We start from the raw sequence: 17219 nt of genomic DNA on the forward strand, positions 1-17219 counted from the left end.
CGTTCGTGCGCTAGCGGCAGAAACGCTGCCGATACTCTCCAGGCGTTACGCCCAGTGCCTGCACGAAAGCGCGCCGCAAGTTGTACTCGCTGCCAAAGCCCGCGTGCTGTGCCACGCGTTTGAGCGACGCCTCTCCCGCCTCCAGCAACTGGCAGGCCCTCTCCAGACGCAACTCCAGCAGCAGTTTCGCAGGCGTCATGCCCATTTCCGACTGGCAATGCCGATGCAATGTGCGCGATGACATGGCCATCCGCGCGGCCATCACCTCGACGTCCAGCGCCTGCTCCAGCCGTTCCCGCAGCCATTCCACCAGGCGCTCCATCTGCCCGCCCGGCGTTGTCTGCTGCGCCAGCAACTCAGTGCTGAACTGGCGCTGCCCGCCAGGGCGACGCAGGTACATCACCAGCCCACGGGCAACCCGCAGCGAAAGGTCACGGCCGTGGTCTTCCTCCAGCAGGCTCAGGCACAGGTCCATCCCGGCGGTAACGCCGGCGGAGCTGTAGAACTTCTCGTCACGTACAAACAAAGCGTCGTGCATTACCTGCAAGCGAGGAAACAACCGCTGTAACAGTTCGGCGTAACGCCAGTGGGTAACGACCGGGCGCCCCTCCAGCAGCCCGGCCTGCGCCAGCAGGAAGGCGCCGGTGCACACCGAAGCACAGCGCGCGGCGTAGGGCGCGACCTGCGCCAGCCAGCGTGCGATTTCGCCTTTCTGCATGGCCGTCTGCACCCCATGGCCTCCCGCGACCAGTACGGTGCATCCGGCCGCCTGCTGTGGCCCAGGCAAGGCGCCGGTGTAGAGCTCCAGTCCAGTGCTGGAGCGGACCAGTCCGCCATCAGGCGAAATCGCCTCAAGCCGATACGCAGGCCTGGCGGCCGCCGGCAGATGCTCGTCCACCGCCGCGAATACATCGGCCGGCCCGGTGGCGTCGAGCAGCTGAAAGTCAGCGAAGACCAGCAACAGAACGCGGTGGGGAGCTCTCATCAGCATTTTCCCTGAAGGCGATTGGCAGATATTCATCCATCGGCGTCAGAAGCGACAGCGGCATCGCCGGCAGAATGGAAATTCCCAACCGGAGACAGCCATGCGCACTTTTCTGCTGTTCCTCATTCTGCAGCTCTGCATTCCAGCCACCCAGGCCGACGACCAGACGCTCCCTGCCTACCAGCCACGTTTCGGCCGCGAGCGCCCGGTCATTGCCGTCGTCGCCCAGAACCGCATGACCGAGCTGGCGGACTATGTCGTCCCGCTCGGCGTTCTGCGGCGTTCCACCGTGGCGGAAGTCGTCGCCCTGGCCACCGGCCCCGGACCGGTACAACTGATGCCGGCCCTGCGAGTGCAGCCGCAGGCCACGCTGGATGAGTTCACTCAGCGTTATCCACAGGGCGCTGACTACCTGATCGTGCCTGCCGTGCACGACAGCGAAGACCCTGTCCTGCTGGCCTTCATCCAGGCACAGGCCGCACAGGGCGCGACCATCGTCGGCATCTGCGATGGTGTACTGGTGCTGGGCAACGTCGGGCTGCTGCATGGTCGGCGCGCCACTGGCCACTGGTACTCGCGCGCTCAACGCCTGGCGGACTATCCCGACGCGCTCTGGCAAGACAATCGCCGCTACGTGACCGATGGCAAGGTCGTGACCACCTCCGGTGTTACCGCCGCGCTGCCACTGTCGCTCGCGCTGGTGGAGGCCATCGCCGGCACCTCAACGGCCGCCATACTGGCTCGTCAGTACGGCGTGAAGGACTGGTCCGCCCGCCACGACAGCGGTAGCTTCAGCCTGGGCGCCGGCGGCTACCTTACCGCTGCTGGCAACTACCTCGCCTTCTGGCAGCATGAGGCCTTCGACGTCCCGCTGGAGCCAGGCTTCGATGAAGTCAGCCTGGTACTCAGCGTGGACGCGTGGGCGCGCACCTTCCGCAGCGAAGTCAAGGGCCGCTCCGCGCAACCGGTCACGAGCGCCGGCGGCCTGCAGTTTCTCCCTGACCAGGCTGAAGACCTTCCCCCGCTGCCCGGCCTCGGGCTTGGCACCACAGCGACCCAGGCGCTCGACAACACACTCGACATCATCGCCCAGCGCTACGGCGAGGCAACCCGGCATCTGGTCGCCGCCCAGCTGGAATATGCCTCGCCTGAACGATCCGGCGACCTGGCGCGTCGAAACAACATGGACAACCCTTGAACCCGCCTGGCCTTGGATGCACCCTTGAGGGCATCTCGGCTCAACAACAACAAGGATTCCCCATGTACGAGATCAGCCTTCACCCCGTGCCGGAGGCCGTACGCAAGCGTGCCTACCTCGACAAAGACGCCTACCAGCGCCTCTACCAGCAGTCAGTAGACGACCCTGACACCTTCTGGGGCGAGCAGGCCAAAGCCTTCCTCGACTGGTTCAAGCCCTGGCACTCGGTGCACCACGGCGACCTGGCGAAGGGCCAGGCGACCTGGTTCAAGGGCGGCCAACTCAACGTCACCTACAACTGCATCGACCGTCACCTCGAACAACGCAGCGAACAGGTCGCGATCATCTGGGAAGGCGACAACCCGGCCGAGTCCGCCAACATCACCTACCGCAAGCTGCACAGCCACGTTTGCCGCCTGGCCAATGTGCTCAAGAGCCGCGGCGTGGAGAAAGGTGACCGGGTCTGCATCTACATGCCGATGATTCCCGAGGCGGCCTACGCGATGCTCGCCTGCGCGCGAATCGGTGCGATTCACTCGGTGGTGTTCGGCGGCTTCTCCCCGGACGCGCTGCGCGACCGGATCAACGACGCCGACTGCCGCACGGTGATCACCGCCGACGAAGGTGTGCGCGGCGGCAAGTACATCCCGCTGAAGAAGAACGTGGAAAAGGCCCTGGCCGAGTGCCCGAACGTCTCCACCGTGGTGGTGGTCGAGCGCACCCAGGGCGAAATTCCGTGGGTCGAAGGCCGCGACATCTGGTACCACGAGGCCCTGGGCGAGGCCAGCGAGGACTGCGCACCGGAGCCGATGGACGCCGAGGACCCGCTGTTCATCCTCTACACCTCCGGTTCCACCGGCAAACCCAAGGGCGTGCTGCACACCACCGGCGGCTACCTGCTGGGTGCGGCGATGACCCACAAGTACGTGTTCGACTACCACGACGGCGACATCTACTGGTGCACCGCGGACGTGGGCTGGGTCACCGGACACAGCTACATCGTCTACGGCCCGCTGGCCAACGGCGCCACCACCCTGATGTTCGAGGGCGTGCCGAACTACCCCGACGCCTCGCGCTTCTGGCAGGTGATCGACAAGCATCAGGTGAACATTTTCTACACCGCGCCCACTGCCATCCGCGCCCTGATGCGCGAGGGCGAGGCGCCAGTGCAGAAGACCGATCGCAGCAGCCTGCGCCTGCTCGGCTCGGTGGGCGAACCGATCAATCCGGAAGCCTGGGAGTGGTACTACAACGTGGTCGGTGAGAAGCGCTGCCCCATCGTCGACACCTGGTGGCAGACCGAGACCGGCAGCATCCTGATCACCCCGCTGCCCGGCGCCACCGACCTCAAGCCAGGCTCGGCGACCCGCCCCTTCTTCGGCGTGCAACCGGTGCTGCTGGATGAGCAAGGCAAGGAAATTGACGGCCCAGGCTCCGGCGTACTCGCCGTGAAAGCCAGCTGGCCGAGCCAGATCCGCAGCGTCTACGGCGACCACCAGCGGATGATCGACACCTACTTCAAGCCCTACCCCGGTTACTACTTCACCGGCGACGGCGCGCGCCGTGATGAAGACGGCTACTACTGGATCACCGGCCGCGTGGACGATGTGATCAATGTCTCCGGCCACCGCATCGGCACGGCCGAGGTGGAGAGCGCGCTGGTGCTGCACGACTCCGTCGCCGAAGCGGCGGTGGTCGGCTATCCGCACGACCTCAAGGGCCAGGGCATCTACGCCTTCGTCACCACCATGAATGGCATCGACCCCAGCGACGCGCTGAAGCAGGAACTGCTGGCCCTGGTCAGCAAGGAGATCGGCAGCTTCGCCAAGCCGGAAATGCTGCAATGGGCGCCGGGCCTGCCCAAGACCCGCTCGGGCAAGATCATGCGGCGCATCCTGCGCAAGATCGCCTGCAATGAACTGGAAAACCTGGGCGATACCTCGACCCTGGCAGACCCCAGCGTGGTCCAGGGGCTGATCGACAATCGCCTCAACCGTTGATGTGCGCTACAGGCCGCGGGCGCAAAGATGCTAGGTTTAGAGAACAGACCTGTCGTCCTTGCCCCGAGGCCTGTCCGCCGCAATGGAAACCGTTCGCCGCCACATTGAAAGCCAGGTACTCAGCCTGACCGGCCTCGCCCTGGGCGGGGTCGACTTCGAATCGCCCAAGGGCGACCCAGGCCTGTTCGGGCCGGACTCGATCTGCTGGAAAGTCCACGGTGACTTCAGCTCGATGCTCATCGGCGGCATCAGCGCCCTGCTTCTGCAAATGCTGCATCCGGCCGCCTTGGGTGGCGTCTGGGACCACTCCAACTTCCGCGCCGACATGCTCGGCCGCCTGCGCCGCACCGGGCAATTCATTTCCGCCACCACCTACGGCTCGCGCGGCGACGCAGAGAGGCTCATCGAGCGGGTGCGACGCATCCACGACAGTGTCCACGGCACCCTTCCCGACGGCACCACCTACGCTGCCAGCGACCCGGACCTGCTGACCTGGGTGCACGTCGCCGAAGTCAGCTGCTTCCTGACCTCGCACCTGCGCTACCTGAACCCGGAGCTTTCCGGTGAGGAACAGGACCGTTACTACGACGAAATCGCCCTCGTCGCCGAGCGTCTCGGAGCGCGCAATGTGCCGCGCTCGCGGGCCGAAGTCGCCGACTACCTGCAACGCATGCGCCCGCAACTGCGCTACGACGAGCGTACCCGTGAAGTCGTCAGCGTGCTGTTCAACGCCCCCGCCCCCAGCTTCCTCGCCAAACCCTTCGGCATCCTGATGATGCGCGCCGGCATTGACCTGCTGCCCGACTGGGCCACCGACCAGCTCGGCCTGAACCTGGGCAGCCTGCAGCGCCAGTTGATCCGTTCCAGCGTGAAGCGCAGCGTCCCCCTGCTGCGCTGGGCAGTACGTAATGGCTCGCTGCATCGCGCACGCCGGCGCATGGGCTTACCCCCTCTGCGCTGAAACGTGACCACTCGGTTCGGAGGGTGGTGAGCGGGCGGCGGGCATGCAAACATGCCCCTTCGCTGCGGCCTCGCCGCTTCCGACAGAGGATTCGTGTCATGCAAGAAGTCGTCATCGTCGCTGCCACCCGTACCGCCATCAGCAGCTTCCAGGGCTCCCTTTCCGCGCTGCCGGCCCATGAACTGGGCGCTGCGGTGATTCGCAGCCTGCTGCAACAGACCAGCCTGGACCCGGCCCGGGTCGACGAGGTCATTCTCGGCCAGACCCTGACCGCCGGCGCCGGCCAGAACCCGGCACGCCAGGCATCCATCGCCGCCGGCCTGCCCAATAGCGTGCCCGCCATGACGGTGAACAAGGTCTGCGGCTCCGGCCTCAAGGCGCTGCACCTGGCTACCCAGGCCATCCGCTGCGGCGATGCCGACATCATCATCGCTGGCGGCCAGGAAAGCATGAGCCTCGCCCCCTACGTCATGCCCGGCGCCCGCACCGGGCTGCGCATGGGCCACGCCAAGCTGATCGACAGCATGATCCAGGATGGCCTGTGGGACGCCTTCAACGACTACCACATGGGTATCACCGCCGAGAATCTGGTGGAGAAGTACGGCATCAGCCGCGAAGAGCAGGACGCCTTCGCGGCCGAATCCCAGCGTAAGGCAGCCGAAGCCATCGCGGCTGGCCGCTTCAAGGCCGAGATCACCGCCATCGAGATTCCCCAGCGCAAGGGCGAGCCACTGCGCTTCGATACCGATGAGCAGCCACGTGCCGGCACCACTGCCGAATCCCTCGGCAAGCTCAAGCCGGCGTTCAGGAAGGACGGCAGCGTCACTGCCGGCAACGCCTCCACACTCAATGACGGTGCCGCCGCCGTGCTGCTGATGAGTGCCGCCAAGGCCGCCGAACTGGGCCTGCCGGTGCTGGCACGTATCGCCGCCTACGCCAATGCCGGCGTGGACCCGGCCATCATGGGCATCGGCCCCGTCTCGGCCACCCGCCGTTGCCTCGAGAAGGCCGGCTGGCAGCTCGCCGAGCTGGATCTGATCGAAGCCAACGAGGCGTTCGCCGCCCAGGCACTGTCGGTGGGCAAGGAACTGGGTTGGGATGCTTCGAAGGTGAACGTGAACGGTGGCGCCATCGCCTTGGGTCACCCCATCGGCGCATCGGGCTGCCGCGTACTGGTTACCTTGCTGCACGAGATGATCCGTCGCGACGCTCGCAAAGGCCTTGCAACGCTCTGCATCGGGGGTGGACAAGGCGTGGCGCTCGCTCTGCAGCGCTGATGACTGCGCGCTTGCTGCACAGAACGCCCTGTGCAGCAAGTCTCCGCGCACGCTGGGAGCCTTGACGGGCGCTTAGTTGAACCCCTGCAAGGTTTGGCTCCTAGTCCTAGGAATATTCCGAAGGGGCTTGAACAACTGGTCTATCTTCAAGATCAATGCGCGCAGTTATTCAGACTCAAGGAAAATACCTATGAAGAAGCGTGTCGTGTTGATCGAGGATCACCCCGCGATGCGTTTGGCGATCCGCTCGTTGCTCGAGCAGGACCCGCAGTTCGACGTCACACGGGAAGCAGCCGATGGCCATGGCGGCCTGGACGCTGTTCGCAAGGAACGCCCGGATCTGGTGATACTGGATCTCAACCTGCCCGGCATGGACGGCCTGGACCTGCTGGCGCGCATCCATATCTTCGACGAGAACATCCGCCTGCTGGTCCTGAGTTCGCAGGATGAACGTCTCTACTCGAGCAAGGTCGAAGCGGCGGGTGCGCACGGCTTTGTCAGCAAGAACAAGGATACCAGCGCCATTCTCAACGCGGCACGCATGCTGGTCTCCGGCTATCGCTGCTTCCCGGAAAAGGCTCTGAGCATCGACAAGAGCACCGACCCGGTGGCCAGCCTGACGCCTCGTGAACTGGTGGTATTGCGCAGCCTGGTGAGAGGCATGAGCAACAAGGACATCGCCGAGGAACTCTTCCTCAGCCAGAAGACCGTCAGCACCTACAAGACGCGGATTCTCGAGAAACTGAACCTGGAAAGCCTCGTTGACCTCGTGGAATTCGCCCGCACTCATCGCCTGAACGACTGACAGAAATCACTGAAAACCGCGTCCGAAGGCGACTTTCGAATCGAAGAAATTTAGCCGTGCCATACTTGTCCGGCACGTCACGACGGAAACGACTCTCGCCATGCCCAAAGGATTGAAGCGCGCCATCGGCGCGGTAGTGCTGCTGGTCTCCCTCTATTGCCTGCTGGGTTTTCTGGTACTTCCCGGCATTGGCCTGCGTGTAGCCAACCAACAACTGGCTCAGTACTCGACCGTTCCCGCGCGTCTGGAACGTATCGAGTTCAACCCGTTCAGCCTCGAGCTCACCCTCTGGGGCCTGCACCTGGGCGAAGACGGAAAAGAGCAGGTACGCTTCCGCAGGCTCTACGCCAACCTCGAGCTCGACAGTCTGTGGAAACGCAGGCTGCACCTCGCCGACGTCGAACTGGACGCCCCCCACACCGAACTGTTGTTCGCCGAAAATGGCACGCTGAACCTGAGCAAGCTGTTCAAGTTGCCGCCCAGCGAACCGACCCCGACACCTCAAGAACCAAGCGATCCCTTCCCGCTGCGCATCGACCGCATCCGCCTGGCCGAAGGCAGCCTGCACTTCCTCGACCGTCGTCCCAGCGAGCCGGTCGAGTTCGTCTTCGACCCGATGGGCTTCGAGCTGCACAACCTCAGCACCCTGCCCGACGACGGCGCCGAAATGACCTTGGTCGCCACCGGCCCGCACGGCGGAAAGATCGACTGGAAGGGCGACCTGAGCATCGTGCCTTTCACCTCCAAGGGCAGCTTCACCATCGACGGCGTGCCGCTGAAGGCCTGGTGGCCCTACGTACGGGACAACGCGCCACTGAACCTGAACAACGGCATCCTCAGCGTCGCTTCCGACTATCACCTTGATCTGTCGAAGGGAACGCAACTGCTGCTGGACAAGGTTGCCCTCAAGCTGCGTGACCTTGACCTCAGCTCGCCCGAAGGCAAGCCGCTAGCCAAGCTCGCCTCTTTGGATGTTGGTGAAACCACCCTGGACCTCGTCAAGCAGGAAGTGGTGGTCGGCCAGATCCGCAGCCAGGGCCTGGAAGCCTGGGCGGCGCGGGAGAAGGACGGTCAACTGGACTGGCAGAAGCTCTTCGCCAACTTCAAACCCTACAAGCGCCCCGAGGAACCCTCGCCGCAAGCTCAGGCCGCCCCCGAGCAGGCGCCCGGCGACAAGCCCGCCGAGACCACAGCGGCGTCTACCCAGGACCGCCAAGCCACCGACAAGCCGGAGGCGGATGCCAAGGCCCCCGCTGAAACGGCCCAGGCCGAGCCTGTCAAACCCGCCACTCCGGCCCAGACCGAAGCCAAGCCGCCGGCGGCGAGCAAGCCCGAGCAGACCGCCGAAGCGAGCAAACCGGCCGAGCCACAGAAGCCGTGGCACGTCATCCTCCGCGATACCCAATTGCGCGGCTACAAGGCCCACCTGGCCGATCGCGTACCCGGCAAGCCGGTGAACCTCGAAATCGGCCCGCTGGACCTGGACCTGCAGAACCTCGACAGCGGTCTGACCTCCCCGCTGCAGCTCAAGCTCAAGACCGGCCTCGGCCCGCGCGGACAGATCGAGGCCAGCGGCCAGGTCATTCCCAACCCGGTCAGCGCGAAACTGAAGGTTTCGACCCGCGACATCGACCTGCGCGTCGCCCAGGCCTACATCGACCCATTCATCCGCCTGGAACTGCGCAGCGGCCTGCTCGCCAGCGACCTCGCCGTCGACCTCAAGGGCACCGAGCCGCTGGCCTTCAGCATTAACGGCAGCGCCCAGGTGACCCAACTGCACACACTGGACACCCTCAAGAGCCGCGACTTCGTCAAATGGACCAAGCTGACCCTCGACGGCCTGGCCTACAAGCACGGCGACAGCCTGGTGATCCAGACCGTGTCGCTGGAAGAGCCCTACGCGCGCTTCATCATCAACGAAGACCGCAGCACCAACGTCAGTGAGCTGATCATTTCGCAACCGGAATCGGCATCGTCCTCGGCGAACAAGGGCGGCGGCTCGAGCAGCAACAGCAAGCCGTTGGGCATCCGCATTGGCGGCGTGAAGATCAACAATGGCTCGGCCAACTTCGCCGACCTGACCCTGCGTCCGGATTTCGCCACCGCCATCCAGCAACTGGGCGGCGAGATCGGCACCATCGACAACCGCAATCCGGCGCCGGCTTCGGTGGACGTGAAGGGCAAGGTCGACAAGTACGCGCCGGTCACCATCAAAGGCAGCCTCAACCCATTCTCGCCGCTGGAGAAACTGGACATCGCCACCAGCTTCAAGCGCGTCGAGCTGACCACCCTGACGCCCTACTCCGGCAAGTTCGCCGGCTACCGCATCCGCAAGGGCCGGCTGAACCTCGACCTGCACTACCAGATCACTCAGGGCAAGCTCAAAGCCGACAACAAAGTGCTGGTGGAACACCTCCAGCTCGGAGAGAAGGTCGACAGTCCCGATGCCGTGGACCTGCCGGTAAAACTGGCGATAGCCCTGCTCAAGGATGCCAACGGCAACATCGATATCCAGTTGCCGGTGGAAGGCGACCTGAACAACCCGCAGTTCAGCGTCATGCCCATCGTCTGGCAGACCCTGCGCAACTTGGTGGTACGCGCGGTGCAGGCGCCGTTCAAGTTCATCGCCGGGCTCGCCGGTGGCGGCGACGAGGACCTGGGCAGCGTGAACTTCGCACCTGGGTCCAGCGAACTGGATTCCGCCGCCCAGGCGAACCTCGACAAGCTGGTCGGCGCCCTCAAGCAACGCCCGGCGCTGAAGCTGGAGGTCGAGGGCGTTGCCGCGGCCGCCAGCGACGGTCCGCTGCTGGCCGACAAGCGCCTGCAGCAGGAATACCAGAAGAACTACTACAGCATGTTGCAGCGCCGTGGCGACAAGGTACCCAGCGACGCCAGCCAACTGGAAGTCCCGGAGGACTTGCAGCCGGTGCTGCTCGAAGGCGTCTACCGCGCGCGCCTGAAGAAGCAGCCGCCGGCGGAATGGCAGGAACTCAGCAAGGATGAGCGTTCCGCGAAGATGCGCCAGGCCGTGCTCGACTCCTGGAGCGACAGCCAACTGCTGCTGCGCAAGCTCGGCCAGGAGCGCGCGACCCAGATCAAGGACTACCTGGTCGCCAAGGGTGGCCTGGGTGACGACCGCATCTACCTCATCGACGTCAGCTTCGGCGAGGCGGAGAATGGTGGCAATGTGGCCACCCAGCTTCACCTCGATAGCGAGTAAGGAGTCGTTCGATGAAAGCCCTGACCTGGATGTCCTGCGCCCTGCTGCTTTGCGCGGCGGGCGCCCAGGCGGAAAGCATGCGCTGCGGCAGTTCCCTGATCAACGCCGGCGACCGCGCCTGGGAAGTCGAGCAGAAATGCGGCGCGCCGGATCACCGCGATGAAGTCGGCTACACCTTGAGCGGCTACGACCACCGCGAGTACCGGGTCGAGGAATGGGTCTACGGCCCACGCAATGGCACCAGCTACATCCTCACCTTCGAAGCCAACAAGCTCAAAAACATCGAGTTCAAACGCAATTGAAGACGATCTCCGCTCTGCGCCTGGCCGCGTTTCTGCTGCCGCTCACTTTCATTACCGTCGACGCGCAGGCCGCCAGCCTGCGCTGCAGCAGCAAGCTGATCAGCACTGGCGATGTCACCAGTGACGTACTCAGCCGCTGCGGCGAGCCGGTCAGCCGTTCCTTCCTGGGCTACAAGCAGGTGCCTGGCCCGCGCTACGGCGAATCCATGGAGGTGGCGGTGGAGGAATGGATCTACGGCCCCTGGAGCGGAATGCTGTATTTCGTGCGTTTCGAGGGCAACCGTCTGAGCGACATCCAGAGCAAGCGCAGCGGCAACTGACAGCAATGCTGGCGAGATGCTAGTCTCGCCGCCACTCTTGCACTCACGCCATCTGGCCAAGGATCGGTCGCCATGGTCATCGTCCCCGCCGAGCACCCGCTGGACTGGAAGAAACCTCCGGTCATCACGCTGCTGCTGATCATCATCAATGTCCTGATCTACTTCGGCTACCAGGGTGGCGACAGCTCCCGGCGCGAAGAGGCCGTGCGCGTCTACCTCGACCAGGGCCTGCTTGGCCGTGAGCGCCCGCTGTTCAGCGCCTCGCTGCAGCGCCGCGACCGGCTGGAGGCCGACCAGCAGCGCGCCTTCGAAGCCCTGCCGCGTCAGCAACTGGCCTGGCTGCTGCTGTCGGACCTGGAATTCGGCCACGAGCTGCGCGCCGTGCCAGCCTTTGCGCAGGACGCCGCATGGCAGGCCTCCCGATTGAAAGCCGAAGCGGCCCGCGACCAGACCAGCAGCCTGCGCTTCGGCTTCATTCCCGAGCGCTTTACCATCCAGGGCCTGTTCGGATCGATGTTTCTCCACGGCAGCTTCTGGCACCTGGCCGGCAACATGGTGTTCCTGTTCATCTTCGGCTTCGCCCTGGAAGCGGCGCTCGGGCGGGCGATGTACCTGGGCCTCTACCTGTTCAGTGGCCTGTGCTCCGGGCTGCTATGGTGGGCGCTTGACCCGTCCTGGGTACCAGGCATCGGTGCCTCGGGAGCCATTTCCGGCCTGATGGGCATGTACATCGGCGTCTACGGCCTGCGCCGCATCCAGTTCTTCTACTGGCTCGGGCCACTGATGGGATACCTCAAAGCACCGGCGCTGTGGATTCTGCCGCTGTGGCTGGGCAAGGAACTGTTCGGGCTGATCCGCGCCGCCGACCATGTGAACTATTACGCGCACATTGGTGGCTTGGTTTCCGGATTTCTCGCCGTCTGGCTGCCGCGCAAGCTGGGCCGTATGCCGGTAGACGAGGCGTACCTGGCCAAGGAAGACCCGGAGGCGCCGTTCAAGCGCGCGCTGGCCTCACTGGACGAGCAGATCGGCCGCTTCGCCCTTGACCAGGCCGCCTCCCGCGGGCCGGAGTTGCTGCGGCAGTTTCCCGGGCAACCGGTGCTTGTCGAACGCCTGTATGGCGTGGCCAAGGGGCGGCAGGACCGCGCCCTGATGAGCGAAACCCTCAAGCAGCTGTTTGCCCTGCCCCCCTCCCCCGCGGCGGATGCGCTGCTGCGCCGGCTCGCCGAAGAAAGTGCCGCCAGCGATGCAGGCCTGCTGGCCCACCCGACGATCCAGTTGCACCTGCTGCGCAAACTGCTGCAGCGCAGCGAGTCTGCCCAGGCGCTGAACAGCTGGCGGCGCCTGGTGCGTTCCGGCCAGTTGCCCGAGCCACTGCCCGGCCTGACCCTGCAATTGGCCAAGCAGATCGGCCAGAAGGGTGACCTGCAGGCGGTGCGGGAGCTCTCGCGCTTCCTTCGCCAGCACTATCCGGAAGCCGATCCGACGCATCAGCTGACGATCTACCAGCAGCACCTCGCTCCGTGACTCTGCCATGAAAAAAGCCCCGCCGGCGAACCGGCGGGGCTTGGGTCATCCGTGTGTCGGGGCGCTACAGACGGCGGCTGAAATCGCGGACTTCCTCTTCCGCTTTTTCGCGGGTCCAGCCATAGCGCTCCTGCAGTTTGCCTACCAGGTATTCGGCGTGTCCGTCCGCCGCCTGCAGGTCATCGTCGGTGAGCTTGCCCCACTTCTCTTTGAGCGTGCCGGACAGCTGCTTCCACTTGCCTTTGATGACGTCAGTGTTCATGGCGATCCTCCTCTGAAAGGTTGGATGGGGTAAGGCGCGCAGCCCTTACTCGACCGACTTCAGGCCATCGGCGGATACGGCGGTCACACCCTTGATGCCTTTGGCGGTTTTGATGGCGAGCTCTTTCTCGGCATCGGATTTCACGTTACCGGACAGGGACACTACACCCTTGTTGGTTTCGACCTTGATGTTGGTACCACTGATGTCCTTGTCGGCGATCAGGCTGGATTTCACCTTGCTGGTGATCCAGGTGTCGGAAACCGCCTCTTCGGTTTTCTGGACTGTATCGTTGGCGGCCAGAGTCGTCGGCTGGGCGAACACCGAATTGGCGAACGAGAAGCTCAGGGCGGTTGCAGTGGCAGCGGCGAGAGCCAGTTTGTTGAAACGTTTCATGGCGGTTTCTCCTGAATTATTGGAAAACTGCGGCCCGTGCCTGGCAGCAGTTGCACTAGGACTATCGCAAGCCCTGTGCCAGTTTTCATAATCCAGGAAAAACCAATTAAATCAGATAGTTAATGAAATAAAGAAAAAGCTCTTCGCTTGCACTTTGCAAAATCCGCCGCTGCGCTTCATGCAGCTTGCACGATCAGGTCCCCGAGCTTTTACCTAGCCGGCTGAGCACTGCTTCGAGCTGAACCACCTCGCCCATTTGCTCGAAAGCGGGGTAGCGCTGGCGGATGAATGCCAGCAGCTGCTGCGCCGGCTCGACCTGCCCCAGTTCCTCGGAAAACGCCCGCGCCGCCATCAGGTATGCACGGGGAAGGCCCGGGTACTCAGGGAAACGCTTGTGCAGGTTACGCAGCAGGCTCAGGCCCTCGCGGGCCTTGTGGCGCTCGATCAGCACCTCGGCGATACGCTCACAGACGCTCGGGTCCTGCGGCAGGTAATCCGCCTGCAACTGCCGCGCATTCAGAAACGCACTGGCGGCCAACTGCGGATTGAGTCGGCTGGCCAGCCCCAGGTAATGCGGCAGGTGATTCAGGCATTCCGCACGTTCGTTCAGCGCGAACAGCAGTTGGTGGTAACGCTCATTCAGCTTGAGGTCCTGGCGGCCCTCGTGCAGGGCGGCGACCAGGATCTCCAGAGCGGCGCCGGTCTGCCCCTCCTTGACCCGCACCTCCGCCTCGGCCAGCGCCTTGCGGCGGTGCCACTCCGGCGCGGCAAAGCCCGCTGGCGCATCCTCGCCTGCCGTTGCGTAGCCTAGCTCTCCCTGATACTGGAACACGGCGTAGCCCATCATGGCGCACATCACCACGGCGAAATAGCCGGTCAGCCCCGCCACTACCGGCACCATTACTACCCGCGGCAGGCCGTTGGAGAGCAGCCAGCCCACATAGGTGGGCGACTGCCAGAGGATGAACAGGAACACGCAGAGGATCAGATATCGCCAGCCCATGGCGGCGATCACCTGCCCCACCTCCCCGGGGCTGAGCGCCGACCCCAGGCTCTTGTCCAGAGACAGACGGATGATGCTCGCCGGCAGTACCAGCATGATGCCGATATTGGCGGCCCAGTAAACCGCCTCGCTATGAAAGTCAGCGGCAAGCCAGAGCAGAACCAGGGCGATCAGGAATACCGCCAGTTGCTGGAAGAACGTGCGAAGGCTGTCGGCACTGAAGGCCTCCAGCAGCCCTGGGGCATCCTGGCCACCAAAGCTCGCCGCCTCGATCACACTGTGCAAGTACTTGGTCGCCACGCTGAGCAACGCGATCCACAGCAGGAAGATTGCCGGCATGAACACGCAGGCCAGTGCCAGCAATGCACAGAAGGCCAGCGGGCCCGCCTGGAAGCCATAGGCGAAGAACTTCGGCAGGCGCTCCCAGAAGGGCTGTGCGGTGTTGGCCGCGCCAAGGAAGCGCAGGTGGCCACGGCACAGCGGGCACGACGGCGCGTACTCGGGGGCGTCGGCATTGAGCGGAATGCAGCAGTCGCCGTAATGGCGCTCGCAAGGCTGGCAATGCCAGGTCGCGGGCTGGGAGCTGTGGTAGTGGCAGTAACGCTTGTCCATCTCGGGGCATCCTTGGAGCGAGATCGGCGATCAGCGCATTTTCAAGGCAAAAAAAGAGGGCCCGCAAGGGGCCCTCTCTTCATTTTGCTACTGCTTAGACGCCAGAGGCTTCGGCAGCGGCAACGTCCTTGATGGACAGTTTGATGCGGCCACGGTTGTCCACATCGAGAACCAGGACTTTGACTTCCTGGCCTTCCTGCAGAACGTCGGTGACCTTGTCGATGCGCTTGTCGCTGATCTGCGAGATGTGCACCAGACCATCCTTGCCCGGCAGGATGTTGACGAAGGCGCCGAAGTCGACGATGCGCTCAACCTTGCCGACGTAGATCTTGCCGATTTCGGCTTCCGCGGTGATGCCCAGGACGCGCTGCTTGGCGGCCTCGGCAGCTTCCTTGGTTTCGCCGTAGATCTTCACGCTGCCATCGTCCTCGATGTCGATCGAGGCCTTGGTCTCTTCGCAGATGCTGCGAATGGTGGCGCCGCCCTTGCCGATGACGTCGCGGATCTTGTCGGTGTCGATCTTCATCTGGATCATGGTCGGAGCGTTTTCCGACAGCTCGGCACGCGGAGCAGCAATGATCTGGTTCATCTGACCGAGGATATTCAGGCGAGCTTCCAGGGCCTGGCCCAGGGCGATCTCCATGATCTCTTCGGTGATGCCGTTGATCTTGATGTCCATCTGCAGGGCGGTAACGCCCTTGTCGGTGCCGGCAACCTTGAAGTCCATGTCGCCCAGGTGGTCTTCGTCACCCAGGATGTCGGTCAGGATGGCGAACTTGTCACCTTCCTTCACCAGGCCCATGGCGATACCAGCAACCGGCGCCTTGACCGGAACACCAGCGTCCATCAGAGCCAGGGAAGCACCGCAGACGGAAGCCATGGAGCTGGAACCGTTGGATTCGGTGATCTCGGAAACGACGCGGATGGTGTAGGGGAACTCGTCCTGGGTCGGCAGCATGGCAGCAACGCTGCGGCGTGCCAGACGGCCGTGGCCGATTTCACGACGGCCCGCGCTGCCCATACGACCACACTCGCCCACGGAGAAGGGCGGGAAGTTGTAGTGCAGCATGAAGGGGTCTTTGCGCTCGCCTTCGAGGGTGTCGAGCAGCTGGGCATCACGGGCGGTGCCGAGGGTGGCAACGACCAGAGCCTGGGTTTCGCCACGGGTGAACAGCGCCGAGCCGTGGGTCTTGCCCAGAACGCCGACTTCGATCTTCAGCGGGCGAACGGTGCGGGTATCTCGGCCATCGATACGCGGTTTGCCGTTGACGATGTTTTCGCGAACGGTGCGGTATTCCAGCAGGCCGAAGACTTCTTTGACTTCACCCGCGGAGTACTGGCCTTCGCCTTCGCCGGCGAACTTGGCGACGATCTGCTCGCGCAGGGCGTCCAGGGCCGCATAACGGTCCTGCTTGACGGTAACGGTGTAAGCCTCGGAGATGGCAGCACCGAACTCGGCCTTGATGGTGTTGACCAGGGCGGTGTTTTCGACCGGGGCGGACCAGTTCCAGGTCGGCTTGCCGGCTTCGGTTGCCAGTTCGGCAACGGCACGGATGACGGCCTGGAATTCTTCGTGGGCGAACAGAACGGCACCCAGCATCTGGTCTTCGGTCAGCTCGTCGGCTTCGGACTCAACCATCAGCACGGCGTCGGAGGTACCGGCCACGACCATGTCGAGGCTGGAGCTCTGCTGCTGCTCGTAGGTCGGGTTGAGGATGTAGCCGATTTCCGGGTGGAAACCAACGCGGGCAGCGCCGATCGGGCCGGCAAACGGAATGCCGGAGATCGCCAGGGCGGCGGAGGTGCCGATCATGGCAGCGATGTCCGGATCGGACTTCTTGTTGGTGGAAACGACGGTGCAGACAACCTGCACTTCGTTCATGAAGCCTTCCGGGAACAGCGGGCGGATCGGACGGTCGATCAGGCGCGAGGTCAGGGTTTCCTTCTCGGAAGGACGGCCTTCACGCTTGAAGAAACCACCGGGGATGCGGCCGGCTGCGTAGGTCTTCTCCTGGTAGTGCACGGAGAGCGGGAAGAAGCTCTTGCTCGGGTCGGCCTGCTTGGCGCCGACGACGGTGCAGAGCACGGTGACGTCGTCCATGGTGACCAGGACGGCACCGGTGGCCTGGCGGGCGATGCGGCCAGTCTCGAGGGTTACGGTCGACTGACCGAACTGGAATTTCTTGATTACCGGGTTCACGGTTTCTCTACCTTCTCTTTAGTTGCCTTGGGGGAAATCGTGGAAATGCCGGGAATCGGACCCGAATTCATTCCCTATAAAAGCGAGAAAGCCGGGAGCCGAAGCCGATGAGCGGTATACACCACTCATCGACCCCGGACTCCCAGCTTCCCAC

14 protein-coding genes are annotated in these 17219 nt (G+C 64.0%); 9 read left to right on the plus strand and 5 right to left on the minus strand.

The window, feature by feature from the left end; translation table 11 throughout:
* Window positions 1–10: 10 nt before the first annotated feature.
* Window positions 11–985: a GlxA family transcriptional regulator gene (locus ACNFH5_RS23215; RefSeq protein ID WP_416750063.1), complete on the minus strand. Its 975-nt coding sequence runs from the start codon at window positions 983–985 to the stop codon at window positions 11–13.
* A gap of 100 nt (window positions 986–1085) precedes the next feature.
* On the opposite strand from ACNFH5_RS23215, the gene ACNFH5_RS23220 reads away from it, so the two are divergent.
* The 9 genes from ACNFH5_RS23220 (at window position 1086) to ACNFH5_RS23260 (ending at window position 12595) form a co-directional block, all read left to right on the plus strand.
* A complete protein-coding gene (locus ACNFH5_RS23220; RefSeq protein WP_416750065.1) occupies window positions 1086–2183 on the plus strand; it encodes a DJ-1/PfpI family protein in 1098 nt (365 codons plus the stop codon).
* Between the two features lie 62 nt (window positions 2184–2245).
* A complete protein-coding gene (gene acs, locus ACNFH5_RS23225; RefSeq protein WP_416750067.1) occupies window positions 2246–4183 on the plus strand; it encodes an acetate--CoA ligase in 1938 nt (645 codons plus the stop codon).
* 82 nt (window positions 4184–4265) lie between these two features.
* Window positions 4266–5144: an oxygenase MpaB family protein gene (locus ACNFH5_RS23230; RefSeq protein WP_416750069.1), complete on the plus strand. Its 879-nt coding sequence runs from the start codon at window positions 4266–4268 to the stop codon at window positions 5142–5144.
* Between the two features lie 98 nt (window positions 5145–5242).
* Window positions 5243–6421, plus strand: a complete 1179-nt coding sequence (locus ACNFH5_RS23235; protein ID WP_416750071.1) for an acetyl-CoA C-acetyltransferase — start codon at window positions 5243–5245, stop codon at window positions 6419–6421.
* Window positions 6422–6611: 190 nt separating this feature from the next.
* On the plus strand, window positions 6612–7226 hold the full coding sequence (locus ACNFH5_RS23240) for a response regulator (RefSeq protein WP_416750073.1): 615 nt from the start codon (window positions 6612–6614) through the stop codon (window positions 7224–7226).
* Between the two features lie 100 nt (window positions 7227–7326).
* Window positions 7327–10446, plus strand: a complete 3120-nt coding sequence (locus tag ACNFH5_RS23245; protein ID WP_416750075.1) for a DUF748 domain-containing protein — start codon at window positions 7327–7329, stop codon at window positions 10444–10446.
* Between the two features lie 11 nt (window positions 10447–10457).
* A complete protein-coding gene (locus ACNFH5_RS23250) occupies window positions 10458–10748 on the plus strand; it encodes a DUF2845 domain-containing protein (RefSeq protein WP_416750077.1) in 291 nt (96 codons plus the stop codon).
* Window positions 10745–11068, plus strand: coding sequence for a DUF2845 domain-containing protein (locus ACNFH5_RS23255; protein WP_416750079.1), 324 nt, complete (start codon window positions 10745–10747; stop codon window positions 11066–11068). Before ACNFH5_RS23250 ends, ACNFH5_RS23255 begins: the two co-directional genes overlap by 4 nt.
* Window positions 11069–11140: 72 nt before the next feature.
* The gene (locus tag ACNFH5_RS23260; RefSeq protein WP_416750081.1) at window positions 11141–12595 is read left to right on the plus strand and encodes a rhomboid family intramembrane serine protease; all 1455 of its coding nucleotides are present in this window, start codon (window positions 11141–11143) and stop codon (window positions 12593–12595) included.
* 64 nt (window positions 12596–12659) lie between these two features.
* Here ACNFH5_RS23260 and ACNFH5_RS23265 read toward each other — a convergent pair whose 3' ends face one another.
* The 4 genes from ACNFH5_RS23265 to pnp form a co-directional block, all read right to left on the minus strand.
* Entirely contained in the window at window positions 12660–12857 is a 198-nt protein-coding gene (locus tag ACNFH5_RS23265; protein ID WP_054910617.1) for a CsbD family protein, read from the minus strand.
* 45 nt (window positions 12858–12902) lie between these two features.
* Window positions 12903–13250 (minus strand): BON domain-containing protein, encoded by a 348-nt coding sequence (locus tag ACNFH5_RS23270; protein WP_017518936.1) that lies wholly within the window; start codon window positions 13248–13250, stop codon window positions 12903–12905.
* Window positions 13251–13443: 193 nt separating this feature from the next.
* Window positions 13444–14865, minus strand: a complete 1422-nt coding sequence (locus ACNFH5_RS23275; RefSeq protein ID WP_416750084.1) for a hypothetical protein — start codon at window positions 14863–14865, stop codon at window positions 13444–13446.
* A 94-nt stretch (window positions 14866–14959) separates the two neighbouring features.
* Window positions 14960–17065 carry a polyribonucleotide nucleotidyltransferase gene (pnp, locus tag ACNFH5_RS23280; RefSeq protein ID WP_416750086.1) on the minus strand — a complete coding sequence of 702 codons (2106 nt, stop codon included), beginning with the start codon at window positions 17063–17065 and terminating at the stop codon, window positions 14960–14962.
* Between the last annotated feature and the right edge of the window lie 154 nt (window positions 17066–17219).

This window comes from Pseudomonas sp. NY15435, assembly GCF_048068295.1.
Lineage (GTDB): Bacteria > Pseudomonadota > Gammaproteobacteria > Pseudomonadales > Pseudomonadaceae > Pseudomonas.